General features: G+C 71.1%; 23 protein-coding genes. 11 read left to right on the forward strand and 12 right to left on the reverse strand.

Translation table 11 applies throughout. The features are described 5' to 3' along the window. Positions 1 to 470 precede the first annotated feature (470 nt). The 3 genes from ACFVFQ_RS25440 to ACFVFQ_RS25450 form a co-directional block, all read right to left on the reverse strand. Positions 471 to 1322 (reverse strand): patatin-like phospholipase family protein, encoded by an 852-nt coding sequence (locus ACFVFQ_RS25440; protein ID WP_383419957.1) that lies wholly within the window; start codon positions 1320 to 1322, stop codon positions 471 to 473. A 415-nt stretch (positions 1323 to 1737) separates the two neighbouring features. After that, positions 1738 to 2913: an elongation factor Tu gene (tuf, locus tag ACFVFQ_RS25445; RefSeq protein WP_383419959.1), complete on the reverse strand. Its 1176-nt coding sequence runs from the start codon at positions 2911 to 2913 to the stop codon at positions 1738 to 1740. A gap of 107 nt (positions 2914 to 3020) precedes the next feature. Then, the gene (locus ACFVFQ_RS25450) at positions 3021 to 3254 is read right to left on the reverse strand and encodes a hypothetical protein (protein WP_383419961.1); all 234 of its coding nucleotides are present in this window, start codon (positions 3252 to 3254) and stop codon (positions 3021 to 3023) included. Positions 3255 to 3475: 221 nt separating this feature from the next. On the opposite strand from ACFVFQ_RS25450, the gene ACFVFQ_RS25455 reads away from it, so the two are divergent. Then, positions 3476 to 4177 carry a TVP38/TMEM64 family protein gene (locus tag ACFVFQ_RS25455; RefSeq protein ID WP_383419963.1) on the forward strand — a complete coding sequence of 234 codons (702 nt, stop codon included), beginning with the start codon at positions 3476 to 3478 and terminating at the stop codon, positions 4175 to 4177. Between the two features lie 189 nt (positions 4178 to 4366). On the opposite strand, the gene ACFVFQ_RS25460 is transcribed toward ACFVFQ_RS25455, so the two are convergent. The 3 genes from ACFVFQ_RS25460 to ACFVFQ_RS25470 form a co-directional block, all read right to left on the reverse strand. After that, on the reverse strand, positions 4367 to 5053 hold the full coding sequence (locus ACFVFQ_RS25460; protein ID WP_383419965.1) for a pyridoxamine 5'-phosphate oxidase family protein: 687 nt from the start codon (positions 5051 to 5053) through the stop codon (positions 4367 to 4369). A gap of 162 nt (positions 5054 to 5215) precedes the next feature. Continuing rightward, positions 5216 to 5965 (reverse strand): hypothetical protein, encoded by a 750-nt coding sequence (locus ACFVFQ_RS25465; protein WP_383419967.1) that lies wholly within the window; start codon positions 5963 to 5965, stop codon positions 5216 to 5218. Between the two features lie 417 nt (positions 5966 to 6382). Further along, positions 6383 to 7252, reverse strand: coding sequence for a hypothetical protein (locus tag ACFVFQ_RS25470; RefSeq protein WP_383419969.1), 870 nt, complete (start codon positions 7250 to 7252; stop codon positions 6383 to 6385). A 352-nt stretch (positions 7253 to 7604) separates the two neighbouring features. On the opposite strand from ACFVFQ_RS25470, the gene ACFVFQ_RS25475 reads away from it, so the two are divergent. Then, positions 7605 to 8615, forward strand: a complete 1011-nt coding sequence (locus tag ACFVFQ_RS25475) for a S41 family peptidase (RefSeq protein ID WP_383419972.1) — start codon at positions 7605 to 7607, stop codon at positions 8613 to 8615. A gap of 49 nt (positions 8616 to 8664) precedes the next feature. Here ACFVFQ_RS25475 and ACFVFQ_RS25480 read toward each other — a convergent pair whose 3' ends face one another. The 4 genes from ACFVFQ_RS25480 to ACFVFQ_RS25495 form a co-directional block, all read right to left on the reverse strand. Further along, on the reverse strand, positions 8665 to 8889 hold the full coding sequence (locus ACFVFQ_RS25480; RefSeq protein WP_383419975.1) for a hypothetical protein: 225 nt from the start codon (positions 8887 to 8889) through the stop codon (positions 8665 to 8667). Between the two features lie 2 nt (positions 8890 to 8891). Further along, on the reverse strand, positions 8892 to 9179 hold the full coding sequence (locus tag ACFVFQ_RS25485; protein WP_383419977.1) for a DUF6400 family protein: 288 nt from the start codon (positions 9177 to 9179) through the stop codon (positions 8892 to 8894). A 481-nt stretch (positions 9180 to 9660) separates the two neighbouring features. Next, the gene (locus ACFVFQ_RS25490; RefSeq protein ID WP_383419980.1) at positions 9661 to 11025 is read right to left on the reverse strand and encodes a PP2C family protein-serine/threonine phosphatase; all 1365 of its coding nucleotides are present in this window, start codon (positions 11023 to 11025) and stop codon (positions 9661 to 9663) included. Between the two features lie 139 nt (positions 11026 to 11164). Then, the gene (locus tag ACFVFQ_RS25495; protein ID WP_383419982.1) at positions 11165 to 11575 is read right to left on the reverse strand and encodes an organic hydroperoxide resistance protein; all 411 of its coding nucleotides are present in this window, start codon (positions 11573 to 11575) and stop codon (positions 11165 to 11167) included. Positions 11576 to 11685: 110 nt separating this feature from the next. Between ACFVFQ_RS25495 and ACFVFQ_RS25500 the strand changes: the two genes are divergently transcribed. The 5 genes from ACFVFQ_RS25500 (at position 11686) to ACFVFQ_RS25520 (ending at position 16060) form a co-directional block, all read left to right on the forward strand. Further along, complete coding sequence (locus ACFVFQ_RS25500; protein ID WP_383419984.1) at positions 11686 to 12201, forward strand: MarR family winged helix-turn-helix transcriptional regulator; 516 nt, start codon at positions 11686 to 11688, stop codon at positions 12199 to 12201. A gap of 299 nt (positions 12202 to 12500) precedes the next feature. Further along, the gene (locus ACFVFQ_RS25505) at positions 12501 to 12734 is read left to right on the forward strand and encodes an acyl carrier protein (protein ID WP_383419986.1); all 234 of its coding nucleotides are present in this window, start codon (positions 12501 to 12503) and stop codon (positions 12732 to 12734) included. Beyond that, positions 12731 to 13972: a beta-ketoacyl-[acyl-carrier-protein] synthase family protein gene (locus ACFVFQ_RS25510; RefSeq protein ID WP_383419988.1), complete on the forward strand. Its 1242-nt coding sequence runs from the start codon at positions 12731 to 12733 to the stop codon at positions 13970 to 13972. Before ACFVFQ_RS25505 ends, ACFVFQ_RS25510 begins: the two co-directional genes overlap by 4 nt. A 54-nt stretch (positions 13973 to 14026) precedes the next feature. Beyond that, a complete protein-coding gene (locus ACFVFQ_RS25515; RefSeq protein ID WP_383419990.1) occupies positions 14027 to 14920 on the forward strand; it encodes an alpha/beta fold hydrolase in 894 nt (297 codons plus the stop codon). Positions 14921 to 15367: 447 nt separating this feature from the next. Next, the gene (locus ACFVFQ_RS25520) at positions 15368 to 16060 is read left to right on the forward strand and encodes a transglycosylase SLT domain-containing protein (protein ID WP_383420080.1); all 693 of its coding nucleotides are present in this window, start codon (positions 15368 to 15370) and stop codon (positions 16058 to 16060) included. Between the two features lie 129 nt (positions 16061 to 16189). Here the strand turns inward: ACFVFQ_RS25520 and ACFVFQ_RS25525 are convergent, their stop codons facing one another. Next, positions 16190 to 16405: a hypothetical protein gene (locus ACFVFQ_RS25525; protein ID WP_383419992.1), complete on the reverse strand. Its 216-nt coding sequence runs from the start codon at positions 16403 to 16405 to the stop codon at positions 16190 to 16192. Between the two features lie 554 nt (positions 16406 to 16959). On the opposite strand from ACFVFQ_RS25525, the gene ACFVFQ_RS25530 reads away from it, so the two are divergent. From ACFVFQ_RS25530 to ACFVFQ_RS25540, 3 genes are all read left to right on the forward strand, one after another. Then, complete coding sequence (locus tag ACFVFQ_RS25530; RefSeq protein ID WP_383419994.1) at positions 16960 to 17616, forward strand: transglycosylase SLT domain-containing protein; 657 nt, start codon at positions 16960 to 16962, stop codon at positions 17614 to 17616. A gap of 335 nt (positions 17617 to 17951) precedes the next feature. Then, complete coding sequence (locus ACFVFQ_RS25535) at positions 17952 to 18827, forward strand: lysozyme (protein ID WP_383419996.1); 876 nt, start codon at positions 17952 to 17954, stop codon at positions 18825 to 18827. Between the two features lie 128 nt (positions 18828 to 18955). Beyond that, a complete protein-coding gene (locus tag ACFVFQ_RS25540; protein WP_383419998.1) occupies positions 18956 to 19405 on the forward strand; it encodes a spore-associated protein A in 450 nt (149 codons plus the stop codon). A gap of 165 nt (positions 19406 to 19570) precedes the next feature. Here ACFVFQ_RS25540 and ACFVFQ_RS25545 read toward each other — a convergent pair whose 3' ends face one another. Next, on the reverse strand, positions 19571 to 20656 hold the full coding sequence (locus ACFVFQ_RS25545; RefSeq protein ID WP_383420000.1) for a LacI family DNA-binding transcriptional regulator: 1086 nt from the start codon (positions 20654 to 20656) through the stop codon (positions 19571 to 19573). Between the two features lie 274 nt (positions 20657 to 20930). On the opposite strand from ACFVFQ_RS25545, the gene ACFVFQ_RS25550 reads away from it, so the two are divergent. Then, entirely contained in the window at positions 20931 to 22226 is a 1296-nt protein-coding gene (locus ACFVFQ_RS25550) for an ABC transporter substrate-binding protein (RefSeq protein ID WP_383420002.1), read from the forward strand. Positions 22227 to 22229: the final 3 nt, after the last annotated feature.

The following is a 22229-nucleotide window of genomic DNA, read 5'->3' on the forward strand; positions in this document are numbered from 1 at the left end:
GAAGCCGAGGAAGTCGAGGTGGTTGAGGCGGTTGAGGTGGCTTCCGACCCCGGGGCGGCCTGGTGCGCTGCCGGGATGCCGGGCTCCTGGACATCCGGCGCGTCAGCGGCCGTTGGTTCGTTGTGCACCCTGCCATTGTGACGGGCGGGTGGGGCTGGGCGGCCGGGACGTCTGAGCGCGGTCGCAACAGGCTAGGTGAATGGGGCGGGTGGGACAGGTGAGGTAAGTAAGACAGCTGGGGCGGCCGGGCGCATCAAGATGGGAGAGATCGGCAGGGGCGGGAGAGATCAAGGGGAAGCAGGGGGGCGGAGAGGAGCAGCGGGGCGCGGGAGACGCGAGAAGGAGCGAGAGGGAGCAAGAAGAAACCGGAAGTCAGCGCAGCCAGCAACCAGCAACCAGAGGGAAATCCAGCGGAGAATCAGGGGAATCCGAGGGAGCAGGGCGCAGATGGGGCATGAGAGAGCGGTGAGTCAGGCGGTAGTCCAGAGGGCGCGGACCTCCTCGGCGTGGAGGGTCGACTGGCGGTGGCCCGCGCGGGCGGCGTCGGGGCGTTTGGCCGGGTCCAGGACGTTGCGTCCGAAGGCCGTTCTGGAGGAACGGTCCGGGGTGATGACGCAGACCTGGGCGCCCCGTCTCGCCAAACGGGAGCCCTGGGTGCGCGGCGCGGCGACCGGTCCGCCACCGACGGCGATCGGGGCGATGACCACGACCCGGTCGTAGCCCGCGGCCAGGTCCGCGTTGGCGCTGGAGTGCACGCCGCCGTCCACCCACCGCCTCCCGTCGATCGTGACCGGCGGATAGACGCCCGGCACCGCGCAGCTTGCGCTCACCGCGTCGAGGAGCGGGACCCCGCCCGTACCGTCGAACGCGGTCCGCTCTCCCGTCAACGAGTCCACCGCCGTGACCCGTAGCCGCCCGTCGGGCCAGCCGTCCACGCCGAGGGTGCGGGCGATGGCCGCGCGGTGATCCGCCTCGGGCACGGTGCGCGCCGCCAGCGCGAGCCGCCCCATCCGGGCGCCGAACGACACCGCGTCACGGGAACGCAGCGCGGTGGCCGCGAAGCGCGCGAAGGTCGCCGGGCCCATACGGGCGGTGACCGACCGCCCGTTGGGTGCGGTCAGTTGGCGCCGGTACAGCTCCTCCAACGGGTAGCGGTCGGAGGCGAGTTGCGCCCCGACGATCGATCCGGCGGAGGTGCCGATGATGACGTCGGCGTCGGAGAGGTCGGCTCCCGCCTCGGCGAGTCCGGCCAGCATGCCGACCTCCCAACCGATGCCGGTGAGCCCTCCGCCGCCGAGGACCAGCGCCGTTCGCCGCGACATGCGTTGCCCTTTCGCCGTTGTGCAGCTTCCTCGCGCAGTTACTTTGCCTCGCAACTTCTCTGCCCTACAGCTGCTTTGCCTTGCAACTGCTCTTCCTCTCCTCGCAGCTTCTTCGTCTTGCAGCCGCTCTGTGTAGCCGCCATGTGCAGCCGCGTTGTGCAGCGGCTCTGTACAACTTGCGGGCAGCGCCTGGCAGGAGCGTCGAGGCGCGAACCGCGGCCCCGGCCCCGGCCCCGGCCCCGGCCCCGGCCCCGGCGGGATCGTAGAGGCGCGCCCTCGACGTGAACAGAGGGCCTGCCCGGCCTGGTTGGCCGAGCAGACCCCGTTACAGGCAGGCCCCGTTAGCAGACCCCGTTACAGGCAGGCCCCGTTGGCACCGTGCGGCTACTCCCTGGGCGCCTAACTCCCCGTGCGCCTACTCCTCGACCGTGCGCACCGTGCCCGCTCCAATGGTGCGGCCGCCCTCCCGTATGGCGAAGCCCAGGCCGGGCTCCAGGGGGACGGCGCGGCCCAGTTCGATCGTTGCGGTCACCGTCTCGCCGGGGCGGGCGACGGCCCGTTCGCCGAGGTCGACGACGCCGGGCAGGTCCGCGGTGCGGAGGTAGAACTGCGGCCGGTAGCCGGTGGACAGCGGGGTGCGGCGGCCGCCCTCCTCGGTGGAGAGGACGTACACCTCGGCCGTGAAACGGCGTCGAGGGGTGACGCTGCCTGGGGCGGCGACCACGTTCCCGCGGCGTACCTGCGCGCGGTGCAGCCCGCGCAGCAGCAGCGCGACGTTGTCCCCGGCCTGGGCGGTCTCCATGGGCTTGCCGAAGGTCTCCACCCCGGTGACGACGGTGTGCACCGTCTCGCCGCCCAGCACGGCGACCTGGTCGCCGCAGCGCACCGTGCCGCGCTCGACGGCTCCGGTGACGACGGTGCCGCGCCCGGTGATGGTGAGCACGTTCTCCACGGAGAGGAGGAACGGGGCGTCCACGTAGCGGTCGGGTACCGGGACGTAGGTGTCTACGGCGTCCAGTAGGGCGCCGATGGCGTCCGTCCACCGCGGGTCGCCCTCCAGGGCGCGGAGGCCGGAGACCCGTACGACGGGGAGGTGTTCGCCGTCGTAGCCGTGCGCGGTGAGGAGTTCGCGCGCCTCCAACTCCACCAGGTCGGTGAGTTCGGGGTCGCCCGCGTCTGCCTTGTTGAGCGCGACGACGAGGTGCCGTACGCCAACTTGCTTGGCCAGCAGGACGTGTTCGGCGGTCTGCGGCATGATCCCGTCGAGCGCGGAGACGACGAGGATCGCGCCGTCCAGTTGGGTCGCGCCGGTGACCATGTTCTTGATGAAGTCGGCGTGGCCGGGCATGTCGACATGGGCGTAGTGCCGGGTGTCGGTCTCGTACTCGACGTGCGAGATGTTGATGGTGATGCCGCGGGCGGCCTCCTCCGGGGCCCGGTCGATGCGGTCGAACGGGACGAAGGTGCCGGTGCCCCGGTCGCTGAGGACCTTGGTGATGGCGGCGGTGAGCGTGGTCTTGCCGTGGTCGACGTGGCCCATGGTGCCGATGTTGAGGTGCGGCTTGGTCCGGACATATGCCGTCTTGGGCATGGGGTTTCCTCGCAAGAGTGCGGTGTTGACGGCGACTTGGCGCCGTGGGGACCCCTGGCCCGCTCCGACCCTCCCCCTACGGGGTCCGCCGGACGATCCGGAGAGGGTCAGCTTCGCGTGCCGTGCTTCGCGGCGGCAGCGGGCAGGGCTGCGGCGGCGGGCACGGGTGCGGTGACGGGTGCGGCGGCGAGCGCGAGGGCTGCCGTGCCGGTGACGACGGCGGTGGGTGCGGTGCCGTCGATCGCCGGGGCCGCGGCGAGGAATCCGGTGGCAGCCTTCGGCGCGTCCATGGTGGCGACGGCCACCGCGGACGGCATCGGGAGGAAGGCGTGCCGGAGCATGCGTCATATGGTGCCGGGGCGCGGGGCCGGCGTCGAACCATTTACGGTGCGCGCGGATCTGGGCCCCGGTACCGGGACACGGCCCCCGGCCCGGTGAGCGGGCGCCAGTCTCACAGCACCAGGCCGCGGTCGGTGCATCCCCCCGGCGCCGGATCGCCCAGTTCACGCCCCAGCGGCCCGGATTCCGGCCGCGCGTCACTCTCGTCGGTTACGCTCCCGGGATGCCTGCCCCCGCCGCACCGCCCGACGGGCTCGCCGCGCGCTGCACGCGCGTGCTGCTCTCCCCCCGGTCACGCCTGGCCCTGCTGTTGGCCCTCCTGGCTGCCGCCGCGTCCACGATGCTGCTGCTGCATCCGCAGCGCCTACTGGCCGGCGGTTGGTCGGCGCAACTGTCGGGCCCGGCGGCCCTGGTGGTCTTCACGCTGGCCTACGGGGTGTGCACCACCGCCTTCGTTCCACGGCCGGTCCTCAACCTGGTCGCGGGGGCGCTCTTCGGTAGCCAGGCGGGGCTGGTGACCGCGTTGGCCGGTACGGTGCTCGGCGCCGGGCTGGCGTTCGGGCTCGGGCGGCTGCTCGGGCAGGAGGCGCTGCGGCCGCTGCTGCGGCATCGCTGGCTGACCGCCGCCGACCGGCAGTTGAGCGAGCACGCCTTCCGCTCGATCCTGGCGATCCGGCTCATGCCCGGACTGCCGTTCGCGGCCATGAACTACTCGGCGGCCGTCTCCCGGATGCGCTGGGGCCCGTACCTCCTGGCCACGGCGGTGGGCAGCGTCCCCAATACGGCGGCCTACGCGGTCGCGGGCGCCCGGGCGTCGACGCCCACGTCGCCGGCGTTCCTCCTGGCCATGGGCTTCATCGCGGTCAGCGGCCTGGCCGCGCTGGTCGTCGCCTGGCACAAGCGCAAGGCCCTGCGGGGGAACTGACCGACGGGCGCGGGCGGTTGCGGCCTCCCGTGCCGTGCCTGACCGCGACTCCCACGCCCTGGCTGCCGCACCGCACGCCCTGACTGGCGCACGTCCGGGTCGAGTTCCGACTCCACAGTTCGTCGCCCGTCCCCCGGAGCCGGCCCATAGCCAGCCCCATGGGCGGCCGTCACGCCACCGCCACCGCCCTTACAACGCAGCCGTACCCGCCCGTACGGCGATGTGCGGGGGCACGGCAATCTCCGGCCCCAGGGCGGGATCCGGTTGGGGCGCTTCCCAGGTGGTGCGGAGCGGGAGGACGCCCGCCCACAGGCCCAGTTGGGCGTCGGGGCCGTCGCCGTCGTCGGGAGCGCCGGTCCGGATCTTGACCGATGCCTCGTCGAGCGGGAGGGCGAGCAGGGCCGTGGCGGCGAGTTCCTTGCGGTTGGGGCGGCGGGCGTACTGCCACTGGCCGGGTGCGGACTGCTCGGTGAGGCGGCGCAGGCCGGCCAGCTTCTCCTCGTCGTCGGTGATCAGTCGGGGCACTCCGTAGATCATCGCGCTGCGGTAGTTCACGCCGTGTTCGAAGACCGAACGGGCCAGCACCAGGCCGTCTACGTGGGTGACGGTCACGCAGACCTCCGCTCCCGGGGAGGCCACCAGGCTGCGGCTGGCGACCGAGCCGTGGAAGTAGAGGGTGGCGCCGTCCGAGCCGTAGACGGTGGGGACCACCCGCACGCTGCCGTCGATGTTCACTCCGAGGTGGCAGACGAAGCCGGCGGCCAGGATGGCGTCGAGTTCGGCGCGGTCGAGGCTGCCCTGTTCGCGGAGTCGACGGTGCCGGGTGCGATCGGTTTCGGCCAGGGTGCGGCTCTGGGCGGGTACGGACGAGGTCATGGCTGTCTGCGCTCTCTGCCGGTCTGCTCGGGGCTGCGCGCACGACCGGGCAGCCCAGCGGAACTGCCCGTCAGAGTAACGACTTCACAATATTCAGGCTAGGTATCTCACGGAATTAGTCATTGAGAGGTCACATGACAACTGATTTCGTGTCCGGTGACGCTAGGAACTGAGGTGGTACTGGGCCCAGGGCTGGTGCGCGGGCGCGGGCTCCTCGTGGGCGGCCGGGGTGAGGTTGCCCCAGGGGGCGAGGGCGCTGTCCCATTCGGAGGCGAGGGCGGTGACATCGGTAACGGGTTCGGTGTAGGGCATCGCGCCCGTCTGCCAGGCGGCGGACGTCATGTGGTGGGCGGCCGGCGCCGTGTTCCAGGACGTCGTCTGCTGGGCGGGGATGGTGTATTCGCTGTCCTGCACCTCGCCGGGGCCGCGACGGTGACGCCCCGCATGGGTCTCGGTGGGCCCGGGGTAGAACCGGCCCTGGGCGGAGAGCTGCTGGGCGCGCGCCATCAGGCGGGACAGGTCCAGGCCGAATTCGGCGGCCAGTTCGCGCAGGTCCACTCCGGTCTGCCAACTTCCAATCAGGACCGCGTCCATGGCGGGTGACCAGTTCTGGTCCGTGGCGAAACCGGGGGGCGCAGCGGCCTGGCGGTTGCCGGTCGGCTGCGCCGGTGCGGCGTACGCCTGCTGGGCGGAGGCCGCGGCCGCGTAGTCCGCGGAGTAGTCGGGCGCCGGGGCGGGCTCCTCCGGTTCCTTGGGCGGCGTACGGACGGTGGACAGCAGTTCCTCGGCGACGGCTCGGGCGTCGTCCTTGCCCACCGTGCGCCGGGCGACCCGGACTTCCCGTTCGTTGAGCCCGAACAGCCCGGCCACCGCGCCCGTACTGCCCACCGTGACCGCGAATGCCGCCAGCACGCGAGAGCGATCGGCCTGCGCCTCGTCAAGTCTGGCCTGCGCTTCCCGGACACGTTCGTCTCCAAGACAGAACGCTTCTGCCAGTACGGCGTTGCGGTCCCACAATTCTCTCGGATCCATACTCAGACAACGTCGCTTCCGTCGGAGGTGATCCGATCTGTCGCCGCAAAGCACTCCAAAGCACCCATCGAACCACCAGATGACAATCACGTCGTAGCCCAGCTGACAATCACCTCGTCCTTCAGCGGGGCCGCGGCGCCGCCGGAAGTCGATTGTCAGTGCGGGGAGTTACCTTCGGAATCAGTCGGATCGTGCGAGGTCGGCGGCTCGAAGCGGTCGTACCGACGAGCGAAGGGGGATATCGGATGTTCCGGTGGCAAGCGGCAGTGCGTGGCGGTGACGCAGGGCGGGGCGCCGCTACGGCGCGTCCGGGCGCGGCAGCCCGATGGGGTTGGGGAACGGCAGCAGGTCCGCGGCGAGGACGCGGCGGGCGATGGGGGTCAGCAGCTCCAGAAGGTGATCGCTCTCCGCCGGCGGGAGGGGGCGGAGCAGGCGGGCGGCCAGGCGGTCGGTGTCCTCCTCGATGCGGGTGCGTTCGCTGTGGCCGAGGGCGGTGGCGTCGCCGTGGGCATCGACGAGGTTCCGGGCGCGCAGGCGGTCCGTGGCGGCGGCCCATTCCTCTTCGGTCCAGCCACGGTCCACCCGCATCGTGTCCCGTGGCACGCGCCCGGTGGCGGCGGCCAACACCAGCGCCTCACAGGCATCCAACTCCCGGTCGGCGAGCACGGCCAGGTGCGCATCGCCCCGGAACTCCCGGAGTGTGGTGGTCAGTTGCCACAGCCGCTCCACGGGGTCGGCCTGGTCGCGCAGCGCGCGGTTGCCGGCGAAGAGCGGACGTGCGGTGTCGGGAGCGTCGTCAACGAGCGCCTGGAGGCGGGGCAGGAGCGCGATGGCGGACCGGTCCAGACCCGGGTCGAGGGTGCGGAGCGCTCGGGCGGCACGGGCGCCGCGTTCGTCGAGGAGGCGGTCGGGGCTGACGATGTCCCAGGCGGCGGGCAGTGCGCGGGCCACCATGCTCGGGGCGAACACCCCGAGTACGGAAGTGGCGACCGCGGGGGCGACGGCGCCGAGGGGCGCGGTACGGGTGGCGAAGTAGCCCATCCAGAAGCCCTTGAGGCCGAGGGCCTTGCCCAGTGACCGGCAGTTGTCGTCGAAGTAGCAGACCGCGTGCAGCGGTTCGGTCGCCAGCCAAAGCGATCGTGCGCGCTGTGCGGTGCGCGGTTCCATGGACGGCTCAACTCGTCGGGAGGGGGCGGGAGGCGGGGTGGGAGGCAGGGGCGGGTGACGAATGGGAGGTATGCAATTGAGCCCCGTCGGGGGGATGTTCGTTCCTCACGTGAGTGTCGTGAGTGCCATGAGTGCCGTGTGTCGCGTGGCGTGAGAAACGTGCATGTCGTGCCTGTGCGTCGCGTCTGTCGCGTATGTCGTGTGCACGCTAGCGCCGTACGGGCAGGGCTGCAGGGAAAGCGGGATTAGGGAGAGGGAGAGGGCATAGGGGCGGTGTACAAGGCGGCCGACGCCTGAGCCCACCGGCCGTTATCCGGCCCACCATGGGTCGGCCGGAGAGGGGAACGAGTCGATGACCGTGCGACGAGACGCGGGGGCGGATGTGAAGGTGACGGAGGAGAAAGCGAAACAGGCGGAACAGGCGGAGGGACAACGGAAGAAGGAGCGGGCACAGGGCCCCGGGGCGGTGGACGCTCTGCGGAATGCGCGGGTCGTCGGGGTGGCGCTCGACCGGATCGTGGCGGGGTATGTGTTCCCGGAGCGGGCGGCGACGATTGAGACGGCCATACGGAGTTGGCTGGCGGCGGGCGAGTACGACGCGCTGGACGGGCCGGGGCTGTGTGCGGCGGTGACGGCGCACCTCCAGGAGGTCTGCCCGGACAGGCACCTCAGGTTGCTGTGGCGGGATGAGCCGCAGTCCATAGCACCGGAGGACGACGACGCGGGACGGGCTGCCTTCCTCGCGTTGCTGCGGGCCGAGAACCAGGGCATCCGCGCCGTGGAGCAACTCGACGGGAACATAGGGCGGATAGACATCCGGCGGATCGCGGATGCCGGCGAGGGCGGCCGGGCGATCGGCGCGGCGATGGAACTGGTCGCCAACACCCGTGCGCTCGTGCTCGACCTGCGGGGGTGCCGCGGGGGCTCGCCCGAGGGCGCGGCCCTGTGGTGCAGCTACTTCTTCCCCGACGACCAGGTACACCTGAACGACATCTACGCGCGGGCCACCGACTCCACCCGGCAGTACTGGACGGCGTCGCATCTGCCGGCGCCCCGCTACCTCGACCGCCCGGTGTACGCGCTGACCAGCGCGACGACGTTCTCCGGCGGTGAGGACGTGGCGTACACCCTTCAGGCGCACGGGCGGGCGGTGGCCGTCGGCGAGACCACCCGGGGTGGCGCGCACCCGACCGATCGGCATCCGGTGACCGAGCACATCACGGTCACGGTGCCGACCGCGCGGACGGTGAGCGCGGTGACGGGGACCAACTGGGAGGGGGTGGGCGTACGACCGGATCGCGCCGTTCCGGCGGAGCGGGCGTTGGAGGTGGCACACGAGGAGGCAAGGCGGGGCGCTGTCTAGTGTGGGGAGGCCAGCACCCAGCGGCGAGCCCCTACATCAGGGGTGTGTGTCAGCGACGGGTGCCGGCGCCGAAGCCGGAGTCCCAGGCCCAGAGGTGGGCGCAGTTGGGGCACTGGAGGTGCAGCAGGCTGCCCTTGTTGGACAGCAGGTAGCGCCAGTGGTCGCCGCAGGTGCGCCCGTCGTTGCAGGTCCGGCAGTCCTGGTGGTCCTGGCAGCGAGGGCACGGGACCCAGGCGCGGCGGCCGATGTCGGCGGTGGGGTCGAGCGGCAGCATGCTCAGTCCCGGCCGGCGGCCGGCAGCACTCCGGCGGCAACGAGCATGGCGTAGGTGGCCTGTTGGTCGGCGTCGAGGCCGGAGTAGAGGAGTCGCTGGGCCGCTGTCTCGTCGGCCAGCGCCGCGGCGGGGTCCCAGGTGTCCCCGAGGGCGGCCAGCACCTCGGCCCGCCGCCGGGCCTCGTGGCCGGCGAGGTCGAACTCGAAGTTTCCGCTGGCGCCGTCGGCGGAGATCCCGGTGACGTGGGATATGTCGGCTCCGGGGCCGGTGGGGCTGATGGGCTCGGTCATGCTGCGCTTCCTGTGCCACTTGCGGACGATTCGGGCGAGTAACCCCGATCGGACGTGTGTAGCAAGCAGGACAGGCTTGAGGAAGCGTCAGTCGGATGGCCCCTCCGGTTGCAACCTCGGAGGGGCGCAGGAAGCCCGATATCTCGGGGTGGAGCGGCACGCCGGGCCCCTCGGGCGTGACGGACTTCATGCTCAGAGACAGGGGCCACACGCCACGCCCGAAGAGGCTGCGCGGTGATCGCCGCCCCCACCCTCCGGCCGCCCCACTCGCCCGATCCCGGCCTGCCCACCCGCCGCGCGCCGACCCACACGCCCGCCGAGCCTCGACGGGCATGGCCACGGCCACTGGCCCGGGGATGCGCACGGCCCACCCGCGCCAGACCGAGCCGACCCCGCCACCGAGCGGCAGAACACACCCAACACACCCGGCCTCTCCCCAAAGCCCCCACCGCCAACCCCCGCCCCCTTCACCACGCCCCGGCTACGCGCCACCATCCCCCACACCCCGATGACGGCGGCGACGCTGGGCACGCCCCGAACCACTCGGCAGACGACGGACCGCGACCGCCGCCGCATCGTCGGCCAACCGACCGCCGGTGTGCGCGAACAACTCCTCACGCAACCGCCGGAGCGCATGGTGGGGGCTGCTCCGACTCCAGGCGCCGGCCCGCTCGGTCAACGGATAGAAATCGCCGTCGGCGTTCCGCGCCTCGGTCACCCCGTCCGTATAGAGGAGCAGCAGGTCACCGGGGTGGAGCGGGAAGGTCTCGACCTCGTAGTCCGGCGGCCCGGCGAGGGGGCCGAGGCCGATGGGGAGGGCGGAGCACGGGGGATCAAGGACGTGGACCCGACCGTCGCGCAACAGGAGCGCGGGCGGGTGGCCGCAGCTGACGACGCTCAGTTCGGGGCGCCGGTCGGGGATGTCGAAGAGGGCGACGGTGGCGAAGGTTTCGTCGACGAGATTGGCGTCGGAGGCGGGACCCGCGTCGAGCCCAACGTCCGGCTGGGGCGCGGCAGGAGACCCACCAGGGGCGCCCCCACCCCCATCCGCCCCACCGACATCACCACCAGAGCCACCATCGCCATCGACGACATCAGCTCCGTTACCCGCACCCGCACCCGCACCCGCACCAGAGTCACCATCGACATCGGCCAGCGAGGTAGCGGCAGTTCGCCACTGGCTGCTGTCCCAGCGCACCGCGCCGTCGAGGTGCCGGGCGAGGCGGGGCAGGGTCGCCTGACGGTGCGCGGCCGCGCGGAACGCGCCGAGGATCAGGGCCGCGTGGCTGTAGGCCGGGAGGCCCTTGCCGCGGACGTCGCCGATGATCAGCCGGGTGCTGGCCGAGGTGCGGGCCGCCGCGAACAGGTCGCCGCCCATCTCTGCCTCCTCCTCGGCCGGGAGGTAGAGCGAGGCGATCTCCAGGTCGCCGCTGCGTGCCGGCAGCGGCCGGAGCAGGACCTGTTGGGCCACGCCGGCCACCGAGCGGCTCCGGGACAGCCGCCGTTCGTTGCGTTCCCGTACGACGGTGAAGAGGAAGACCAGCGCCGAGACCACGATCAGGGCGCTGATCTGCGCAAAGAGGTTCTCGGTGAACAGGACGTCGCGGGCCAGGCCGATGCCCACCTGGGCGGCGACCGCCAGCCCGCCGATCGCGGCGGTCGCAGCGGGGCCGGCGAAGGCGGCGGTGAGGGCGGGGGCGGCGACCAGGAGCGGGCCCAGGTGGATGGACGACGGAGCGACGACGTCGGCCACGCAGATCCCGACGATGAGCCCGACCGGGATCAGCATCAGGACGTGGCGCGGTTCCGGTCGCTGGCGCAGGCGCGTCGGCCGTCGAGAGGGCATGCACCATGGTTGCACTGAGATGGGATAAATGCCCGGATGGATTGCTTGATCCGACTCGCCGGATTGATCCCGACATCAGCCCCGAACCGAACGCCGAACGCCCCACCCGCCCCGGCCGCCGCCACTCCCCCACGACCCGCTACTCGACGATCAGTTCAACCTCGATGTTCCCGCGGGTGGCCTTCGAGTAGGGGCAGAACTGGTGCGTCGCCTCGACGAGCTGCCGGCCGGTCTCGCCGGCCAGCGCGTCCGGGAGTTCGACCCGCATGACGACGGCGAGGCCGAAGCCGGTGGCGTCCTTGCCGAGGGAGACCTCGGCGGTGACCGAGACGTCCTTGGTGTCCAGCTTCATCTGCCGGCCGACGTTGGCCATCGCGCTGGCGAAGCAGGCCGCGTAGCCGGCGGCGAAGAGCTGCTCCGGGTTGGTGCCGGCGCCGTCGCCACCAAGAGCCGGCGGCATGGCCAGGGCGAGGTCGAGCTGGCCGTCGGAGCTGACGGCCCGGCCCTCGCGCCCGTTGGCGGTGGCGACGGCGGTGTAGAGCGCGTCCATGAGAGATCCCTTCAGGAGGAGACGAAGAAGACCAACAGTGACACGTCATTGAGTTGTGTGCAACTAAGTTGCACACAATTCAATCGCCTGCGGGGCTTACCCTGGGAACCATGACCAGGCCCACGCCCGCACCCGCACCCGCCCCCGAGCCCCCCATCACCGACCTCCCCGGCATCCCCGACTCCGAGCTTCTTCGCCTGGACCACCAGGTCTGCTTCTCCCTGCACGCCGCCTCGCGCGCGTTCGGGAGCGTCTATCGGGATGCCCTCAAGGAGCTGGGGCTGACCTACCCGCAATACCTGGTGATGCTGGTGCTGTGGGAGCACGGGCCGGAGCCGGTGAAGCGCATCGGCGAGCGGCTGCGGCTGGATTCCGGGACGCTCTCCCCGCTGCTCAAGCGCCTGGAGACGGCGGGCCTGGTGGAGCGGGAGCGCAGCCCCGAGGACGAGCGGTCGGTGATCATCCGGTTGACCCGGGCCGGCACGGAGCTGCGCGAGCGGGCGCTGCCGGTCCCGCGTCGGATGCTGGCCGCCACCGGCCTCACCGTCGAGGAACTGCGCACCCTGCGTGGCCTGTTGGGACGGGTCACCGGCGCACTGGACGAGGCACCGGTCGGCGAATCCTGACGAAACCCGAGGAACCCGGCATCGGCGAGCGCCCGCTGACGACGCCCCGCACCGATCTGCGTTCAGCCCGTGCCCCGCGGACGGTTGCGGCGTTAGACAGCGGGCCGCCCGCGGTGCGCGCGACCCGGAAAGGGCCTCTCCCTCACTCCGGCGCGCCCATCACCCCATCGAGTTACCGCGGTTGGGGAGCGCCTGGCACAAAGGCGTATAAAGGGTGGCCAAACCAGCCGGAGCCACCGGCGAATTCCCGCCCAGGACACGGTTGGCAGCAACGCCTACGAGCAGCGGAGGAGCGCCACGTGAACGCGGCAGAAGTCGTCAACACCTTGCTGGAGGAGCGGTTCGGGGTCGCGCGCGCCGAGCTCACCGCGGACACCGCGCTGCGCAGCCTGCGGCTGGACTCCCTCGCCCTGGAGGAGCTCCGGGTGCTCATCGAGGAGCGGCTCGACATCGACCTCGAAGAGGTGTCGCTGACCTCGCGCGACACCGTGGGGCAGTTGGTGGCGGCCGTCGACGACAAAGTCGCGGCGTGACGGCCCGTCAGAAGCCGTTCGCCGCGGCCGTGACCGGGCTGGGACTGGTCACCGCGGCGGGCGTGGGAACGAAGGCCACCTGGCACTCGGTCACCCATGACGTGGTGCCCAGCAATGTGACGCACCAGGCCGAACTGGCCGATCTGCCCTGCGACTTCATGTACACGGCGGCGGATCTGGATCCCACCGCGCTGCTCGGGGTGGCCACCCAGAGGTTGATGGACCGCTTCTCCCAACTCGCCGTGATCGCCGCCCGGGAGGCGGTCGAGGACGCCGGGCTGGACCCGGAGACCTGGGACAGCAGCCGGGTCGCGGTGGTGATCGGCTCCGCCCACGGCGGGTTGCCGTTCTACGACCAGCAGTCCGCGACGATGGCCGGGCACGGCGCCCGCCGGGTCTCCCCCAAGTTGGCCCCGCTGTCCGTCGTCAACAGCGCGGCCAGCAGCGTCTGCATGGACCTTGGGGCGCACGGCCCCAGCCTGGGGGTGGCGACGGCCTGTTCGTCGGGGACCGTCGCGGTGGGCACCGCGCACCAGTTGCTGCGCGCCGGGGCCTGCGACATCGCCATCGCGGGCGGTGCGGAGTCGGTGCTCTCCAGGTTGCTGATCGCCAGCGCCTGCCAGATGAAGGCGGTCTCCACCCGGCGGGACGACCCCACCGCGGCCTGCCGCCCCTTCGACGTGAACCGGGACGGTTTCGTCGTCGGCGAGGGCGCGGGGCTGCTGGTGTTGGAGCGGCCGGAGCACGCGCAGGCCCGGCGGGCGTCGGTCCGCGCACGGATCGCCGGCTACGGAGCGTCCAGCGACGCATACGCCGCGGTGGCGCCGGACCCGGAGGGGCAGGGCATCGAGCGGGCGTTGCGCAGCGCGCTGGCGGACGCGGACGTCCGGCCCGGCGAGGTGGGGCATGTGAACGCGCATGGCACGTCGACGGTGTTGAACGACCGGATCGAGGCGGTGATGTTGCGCCGGGTGCTCGGCGAGCAGCCGTTGGTGACGTCGACGAAGGCGATGACCGGGCACACGCTCGGCGCCGCGGGCGGCATCGAGACCGCGCTGACCGTGCTGGCGTTGGAGCAGCAGTTGGTGCCGCCGACCGCCAACCTCACGGTGCCCGACCCGAGGATCCCGGTCGATGTGGTGCACGCCGAGGCCCGTCAGGCGGCGTTCGACTGCGCGGTCAAGACGTCCCTGGGGTTCGGCGGCCACAATGCGGCGCTCGTGTTGACCCGCGGCTAGCCGGTAAACGGGCGGGGGCCCGTTCGCATCGAGCCTCTCCGAGAAGGAAGCAGCATGTCCGAGGAAGTGATCCGCTCCTTGCCGGTGGGCAGGGTGTCGTATGCCTACCGGATGCTGCGGCGGCCGGAGCGGTGCACCGGGCCCGTCGTGGTGCTGGGCGGCGCGTTGCAGGGGATGTTCGGCTGGCCGCAGATGGACGACCGGCTGGGGCCGGTGGCGGAGGTGGTGACCGCGGATCTGCCCGGGATGGGCGGTGCGGAGCCGCTGCCGCCCGGGCCGAGCGTCGAGGTGCTGTGCGCGGCGATCCTGCGGATCATCGACGATCTCGACGTCCCCCGGATCAACCTCTTCGGCTTCTCTTACGGGGCGGGGCTGGCCTTCGGGTGCGCCCGGCGGTTTCCGGCGCGGATCGCCCGGCTCGCGCTGGGCGGGGTGCCGGCGCACATCGGCGAGGCGCAGCTGGCGCACTGGCGGCGGGCCTCGGCGCGCCTGACGGAGGGGGACACCGGCGCCTTCGCGACGATGGTGGCCGAGGGGTTGCTGTGCCGGGACGAGGGCCGGCCGGTCGCCCGGCGGGAGCTGGCGTTCCGCTCTGTGCGGCGGTCGATGCTCCAGGCGGCGCTGCACTCCCCGCACGCGGTGGACTCGCTGCGCCGGGCGCTGACCGACCGCCCGGACTTCTCGGGGGGCCTGTTCGGCATCCCCACCCTCGTCTTCAGTGGTGAGCACGACACGGTGACCTCGCCGGCCCGGCAGCGCGACTTCGCGGCGACAATCGCGGGCAGCCGCTTTCTGGCCATTCCGGACGCGGACCACTGGGTGGTACTGGAACGTCCGGATGAGGTGGCGGAGTTGGTGGCCCGCTTCTTCACGGACCGGCCGTTGGAGGCGGTGGGCCCGGTGGACACGGGGAGTGCGGGGACGGTCGCGGACGCGGTCTGCGCTTGAGGAGCGGGCCCGGCGGCGACGGATCGTAGCCAGGTGACCGCGTAGCGGCGGGGTCGGTGTCGCCCGGGGTGGCGCACCGACCCCGCCGGGCTGTGAGCCAGACAACAAACCACCCTGTTCCGAGGGGTCTTTGAGGGGCTCCGGCGGTGATGCCGGGCACGCGACGCACGTCACGTACGACCCGGGCTAGTCGAGTGCGCGGCGGCCCGGTCCCGGAATTTCAAGCCCCATAGCGGACATCTCGCCCGAACGCACGAAGATGGGTAGTACTCGGCATCATTGCCTCCATCCCGGGCCGGCGCTAACCATGTTTCCGGTAGCACCGAGAACGAGCCTGCGGACTCCGCCAGAGCGGCGAGCGCGGGACTGACCCTCGGTCCCTGAGAAGCCACCGATGGCCATCTCCCCCCGCCACCAAGCCCTGGAAGAGGTCACCTCCGCATGCCCATGCCCCAGTTCTCCCTGCCCAGTACCGTCCGCCTCAGCCGCACGCACAAGATCTCCGCGGCGCTGGTGGCCTCCGCGAGCTGCGCTGCCGCGCTGGCCATGACGGCGGCCCCGAGCCACGCTGACGCCCCCGCCGCGCGCGCCTCCTCCGTCGTGAAGCCGGTCGGCGCCAACGGCCTGCCGGTCGTCGCGAAGGACAACGCCGGTCAGGACAAGGCCCAGGAGCAGACGATCACCGCGTCGGTCTCGGACGGCCTGAAGGTGACCTCGCTCGACAAGCAGGGTCACGCCGCGCAGCAGGCCGCCAACCGCTCCACGGAGCGCAAGGAGATCACCAAGCAGGCGCCGAAGGCCGCCGCGCCGAAGCAGTACACCAACAACCTCGACGGCTGGATCCGCGAGGCCCTGGACATCATGAAGTCCAAGGGCATCCCCGGCAGCTACAACGGCCTGCACCGCAACATCATGCGGGAGTCCAGCGGCAACCCGTACGCGATCAACAACTGGGACATCAACGCCCGCAACGGCATACCCTCCAAGGGTCTGCTGCAGGTGATCCAGCCCACGTTCAACACGTACCACGTCAAGGGCACGCCGCATAACCTGTACGACCCGGTGGCCAACATCACCGCCGCCGCCAACTACGCGGCCCACCGCTACGGCTCCATCGACAACGTCAACTCCGCCTACTGAGGCATGAGTTAGCGCCGGGACGCCCCAGGCGGCTCCCGGCCGGCACCCGCGCCGCATCGGCGCGCACACACCCCAACGGCAATGGCCCTGCCCGCACTTCGCGGGCAGGGCCATTGCCGTTGTCGCGTATCAGTACATGTGGTCACGGCGCGACGGGCCGCCGAAGAGGACGTCGAGGACGTGCCCGGCGAAGCGGAGCCCCTCGCGCTCCCGGGGCGTGAGGCGGTGTTGGTGGTGGTGGCGGTGTTCGCGGTGATGGTCGACGGGAGCCGCGGCGGCGGCGCCGGTGGCGAGGAATCCGGCGGTGACGAGGCCGGCGAGCACGACGGTAGCGCGACGGAGCATGAGCACTTCCCTACGGTGAGTGGCGGTTGTGGGTGGTCTCACTCTCGGGGACCCGCCGTCCCGCCGCCTTCCGACAGCCCGGCGGCTGCTACGAACGGACCAGCGACGCCGCCGCATCGATGGACGCGTGACCGCGACCACACTTCCGGCCCTCCACAGGGCGCGAAGTAGGGGTCCGCGAACGGCACTTCGCGGTGTGACCCAGGCAACTCGCAAGGGGTTCAAGGGGGGTCCGTGAGGCCCCCTGGAGGTGACCCCGGGCACGCGACGCACGTCACGTACGAGGCCCACTAGTCGACACCGAGGCGGCCCCGCCCCATAAACAACGGCCTAAAACCACCGCATTTCGGACATCGCGCCTCATCTCACGAAGAGGGGTAGTACAGGGGGTCATTGCCACCCGTCGGGTTGCCCGTTAACCATGGATCTCGTCGCACCGAGAGCGCGCCGCACCTCCCGCCCCCAAGGGCACACCGCGGCCGAGAACCTCCGGTCCGAACGCGCCAACGATGGCCGCCTCCCCGTTCCCCGTACCTGGAAGAGGTCACCCCCGCATGCCCAGTTTCACCCTGCCCCGCGCTGCCCGAATCACCCGCATCACCCGTACCCACAAGGTCGCCGTGGCCGTTCTGGCCGCCGCCGGCGCCACCACGGGTCTGGCCGTCACCGCGGCCCCGGGCAACGCCACGAGCACGGCCGCGCACGCCCCCGCCGCGGTCAAGCCGGTGAACGCCAACGGAATGCCCGCCAAGGCCGACAGCGCGACCCAGCGCCCGATCCGCGCCTCCGTCGCGGACAGCGCGAAGGTCACCGCCGTCGCCAAGCAGGACCGCGCCGCCCAGCAGGCCGCCAGCCGCTCCGACGACCGCGCGTCCACCCCGAAGAAGTACTCCGACAACCTCGACGGCTGGATCCGCCAGTCCCTGGACATCATGAAGTCCAAGGGCATACCCGGCAGCTACGAGGGCCTGCACCGCAACATCATGCGGGAGTCCAGCGGCAACCCCAACGCCGAGAACGGCTGGGACATCAACGCCAAGAACGGCATCCCCTCCAAGGGCCTGCTCCAGGTGATCCAGCCCACGTTCGACACCTACCACGTGGCCGGCACCGCGGATAAGCTCACCGACCCGGTGGCCAACATCACCGCCGCCGCCAACTACGCGGCCCACCGCTACGGCTCCATCGACAACGTCAACTCGGCGTACTGAGCCACCGTCGACGAGGGACGTGACGCACCACGCGCACGACAAGGTGACCCGGCAGGGTCGATAGAGAGCTGGCGAAGCGGCGACATGGCGCGTTCGCCGCTGAGCGGACGAGGGTCCCGGCAGGCAACTGCCGGGACCCTCGTCCATGTGCCACAGCGCCCGCATCAAGGGCCCGCGGAGGCCGCCCAGACGGGTGAGATAGCCCGGCCGGACGGCGGACCGCGAGCCTGTTGAGCCATGGAACCTGCCATTTCAGCGTATAAGTCATTTCATCGGCAGATTCCTGCTCAAAAGCTGCCGGAACTGACTCGACCGAAGTCCTTCGGAGGCACGCGATGCCCTTGCGCAGATCTGCACCGGCCCGGCGTACGGTCCGCCTGGCGACCGGCTCTCTCGTCTCACTCGTCACCGTGCTCGCACTGCCCCTCACGCTGCCCGGCACCGCGACCGCCACGCCGGACGCCGGGAAGACCCCCGCCCACCCCGAGCAGGACTGGATGGGCTCGACCATCACCGAGCACGAGGGCGTCGAGCGCGCCGGCGGCTCGGAACCGCGCGGGGCCTGGTCGCACAAGTCCGTGGCCGGCGTCGATGTCTCCAGTCACAACCGCAACGTCAGCTGGGGGAAGCTGCGACGGATGGGCGTGCGGTTCGCCTACGTCAAGGCCACCGAGGGGACCAGCTACAAGAACCCCTACTTCAACCAGCAGTACCGCGGCTCGTACCACGCCGGCATGATCCACGGCGCGTACCACTTCGCGCTGCCGGACCACTCCGGCGGCGCCTCCCAGGCACGGTTCTTCGCGCACCAGGGCGGCGGTTGGTCCCCGGACGGCCGGACGCTGCCGGGCGCGCTCGACATGGAGTACAACCCCTACGGCGCGACCTGCTACGGCAAGTCCCATGGGGAGATGGTCCGTTGGATCGCCGACTTCGTGCGTGCTTACCGGGCGGAGACCGGGCGGGACGCGGTGATCTACACCTCGACGAACTGGTGGAAGCGGTGCACCGGCAACTCCAGTCGGTTCGGGCGGACCAACCCGCTGTGGATCCCGCGCTACGGCTCGTCCGTCGGGAGCCTGCCGGCCGGGTGGCGGTTCCACAGCATCTGGCAGCACACCTCCTCGGGGCACACCGTCGGCGACCACAACCGGTTCAACGGCCCGTTCAGCAGGCTGAAGGTGCTGGCCAACGGCGAGGACGACGACTGAGCCGAAAAGGCACATCTGTACTGGCGGAAGGCGCGTACAACCATCCCCGTCCGGCCGGTGTCCAACACGGTGCATCCATCACAGCGGTGCACGACCATGCGAAGGACACCACCTGACGGGGGTTTTCCATGCAGCGTTCATCTCTCATCGCCGGTTCCGCGGCCCTGGCCCTGGCGGGCGTCGCCACCATGGGCCTGGCCACCACCGCCTCGGCCGCGCCGGCACCCGGCGCGTACAACGGGGCGTGCGGCAGCGGGTACGGCGTGGTGAATTCCGTACCGGTCGCCGGCAAGGGGACCGTGTATCTCACGTACAGCGCGAAGACCGGCAAGAACTGTGTGGTGACGATCCGCAAGGCGCCTGGGAAACCGGTGTTGGTGCGCGCCGCCCTCGGGCCGTCGGACCACAGTTCGCAACCGGTGGTCGACAGCGGGCAGTACACCACGTACGCCGGGCCGGTGTATCTCGCGGCGAAGGGGCGGTGCGTGGACTGGGGCGGGACGATCGAGAAGGTGAACGTGAGCGTCACCGACTCGAACTGCGGGCGGCTGGCGCCCGGGATTGTGGCCAGTCACTGAACTGATCGGATGGGTAAGGGAGTTCATTAGCTGGCCGGTGGGTCGCACCCGTGCGGTTTCGTCGGTGAAGGCGGTGGCCTGGGAACGGTCCCGCAGTCCCGGCGTGACCAGGGTGCGGCCCGCCGGTGTCTGTGCGGTGCCTTCGGTCGCCAACGGTAGGTGACGTCAGTGGGGACCGGGCGCTGGCCCGGTGCTCTCCCGGGGTTCCAGGTACGGGAGTTCGCCCTCGGTTGTGCGGGGTGGGCCGCCGTCGAGGAGGGTGAGGAGTTCGGTGGCGGCGAGTCGGCCGAAGCCCGCGGTGTCGCGGACCAGCGCGGTGAGCGGGGGGTGGGCGACGCGGCACAGCAGCGAGTCGTCCCAGGCGACGAGGGAGAGGCGGCCCGGGACGGGGATGCCGCGGCGGGCGGCGACCGAGGCACCGGCGATCGCCATCACGTCGTTGTCGTAGACGATCGCGGTGGGGGGCGCGGCCGCGTCGAGCAGGCGGCGGGTGACCTCGGCGCCCTCCGCGTCGGAGTAGTCGGTGGTGATCGAGCGGACCTGTGTCGCGTCGAGGCCGCGGCGGGTGGCCTCGGTGCGCAGGGAGTGGATCCGGCGGGCGGTGTGGGCGAGTTCGGGCAGGCCGGCGACGTGCACGATGCGGCGGTGGCCCAGGCCGTGCAGGTGGTCCAGGATCCGGGCCATGGCCGCGGCGTCGTCGGCCCAGACGGTGGAGAGCAAGGGGGCGGCGGTCGGCTCGGGCGGTTCCGGAGCGGGGCCGCCGATGGCGACGGCGGGTAGGCCGAGCGCGGCCAGCAGTGCGGGGCGGGGGTCGTCGGTGCGGGGGTCGACGACGAGCACGCCGTCCACCCGGCGTTCGGCCCACCAACGTCGGTAGAGCGCGCACTCGGTGTTGAGGTCCTCGACGACCTGGAGGAGCAGCGCGGTCCGTCGGACGGAGAGCACTTCCTGGATGCCGGAGACGAGTTGGAGGAAGAAGGACTCCACTCCGAGGGTGCGGGCCGGGCGGGCCAGCACCAGGCCCAGGCAGCCGGCGCGTTCGCCGGAGAGGGCGCGGGCAGCGCTGTTGGCCTGCCAGCCCAGTTCGTCGGCGACCCGGCGGACCCGGGCGCGGGTGTCGTCGGAGACGCCCGGCCGGTCGTTGAGGGCGAAGGAGACCGCGCTCTCGGAGACGCCGGCGCGCCGGGCGATGTCCTTGATCGTCGGGCGGCGGGCCGGCTTGCGGCGGGCCGCCTCACCGGGCGCTGTCATCGCGGGCTCCTCGGGGCCGAACCGCAGGGGGTGCCGACAGTCTGATCAGGGCGGCCGGGGCTGTCAAACAATGCTCGGCGGGCCGGGTTGGTGCTCCTCAAAAGCCTTGTGGTACCGGGGTGTTGACACCTACTAAATCGCATTAGTAGCGTCGGCCGCGGTGCGATCCGGAACCGTGGAAACCGTGGCGGGGAACCGGGTCTCGGCGCCGCGATGACCTGCGACAGATATCTGGTCCGAGCACTTCCGAGCACTCGTAGCCAAGGAGCCGGCCATGCATCGTCATTCCCGTCGGGCACCCGCCGCCACCGCGGTCCTCGCCTCCTCGGCGCTTTTACTGTCCGGCTGCGGTGCCGCGGACGGTGGTGGGGGCACCGACAGTGCGTCGGGAAAGGTGGCGGGGCAGGTCACCTTCCAGACGTGGAATCTCAAGGCGCGTTTTCAGCGGTATTTCGACGGCGTCATCGCGGAGTTCGAGAAGAAGTACCCGGGCACCACGGTGAAGTGGATCGATCAGCCGGCCGAGGGGTATCCGCAGAAGTTGAGCGCGGACGCGGCCGCCGGCACGCTGCCGGATGTGGTCAATGTGTCGCCGGACCTGGCCTATCCGCTGGCGAAGGCCGGGCTGGCGCTCAACGTCGGTAAGGCGGCCGGGAAATACCGGGGCGAGTATCTGGACGGCGCCTGGAAGAGCAACGAGATGCCGGGGTTGTCGGGCGTCTACGCCTTCCCGTGGTATCTCAACACCGGCCCGATGTTCTACAACAAGGACCTTTTCCGGAAGGCCGGGTTGGATCCGGAGAAACCGCCGACCAGTTACGACCGGCTGTTCGCGGACGCCCTCACCATGGCCCGCAACAGTGACCGGAAGATCGCCATGTTGGCCAGCACGCCGTCGATCGAGGACTTCGGCCGCTACGGCGTCCACCTGATGAACCCGCAGGGCACCGCGTTCACCTTCAACGAGCCCAGAGGCGTCCAACTCCTCACAGGTTACAAGGAGTTGTACGCGGCCGGGGCGCTGGACTCGCAGGCGCTCACCGCCGTCGCCGAGTCGGCGGGGCGGAAGTTCGAGCAGCAGTCGGTGGCGATGAATCCGGGCAGCGCGCTGGACCTGGCGCACTTCAAACGGGACGCGCCGAGCCTCTACAAGAACATCGGGATCACCGATGCGGTCAACAACACCGACCAGGCCAACATGTATGTGCAGGGCCTGATGGTGAGCGCACAGAGCAAGGTGAAGCCGGCGGCGGTGGCGTTCGCGCACTTCGTGACCGACCGGCGGCACCAGATGGCGTTCGCCAAACAGGTCACCGTCTTCCCCAGCAACACGGGGGCGCTGGACGATCCGTACTTCACCAAGGAGGACGGCACGGATGCCACCCGGGTACGGGTGGCGGCGGCGAAATCCCTGAAGAGCGCGGTGAATTACACCCCGGTGCTGCTCAGCGACCAGATGAAGACGGTACTGCGCAACGCGGTCGCCCGCGCTCTCCAGGGCAAGGAGTCGCCGCAGCAGGCGCTGGATTCCGCGGCGGGTGAGTGCAACCGCCTGCTGAAGACCGGCTGAGGC

The sequence above is a fragment of the Streptomyces sp. NPDC057743 genome (assembly GCF_042798755.1).
Classification (GTDB): domain Bacteria; phylum Actinomycetota; class Actinomycetes; order Streptomycetales; family Streptomycetaceae; genus Streptomyces.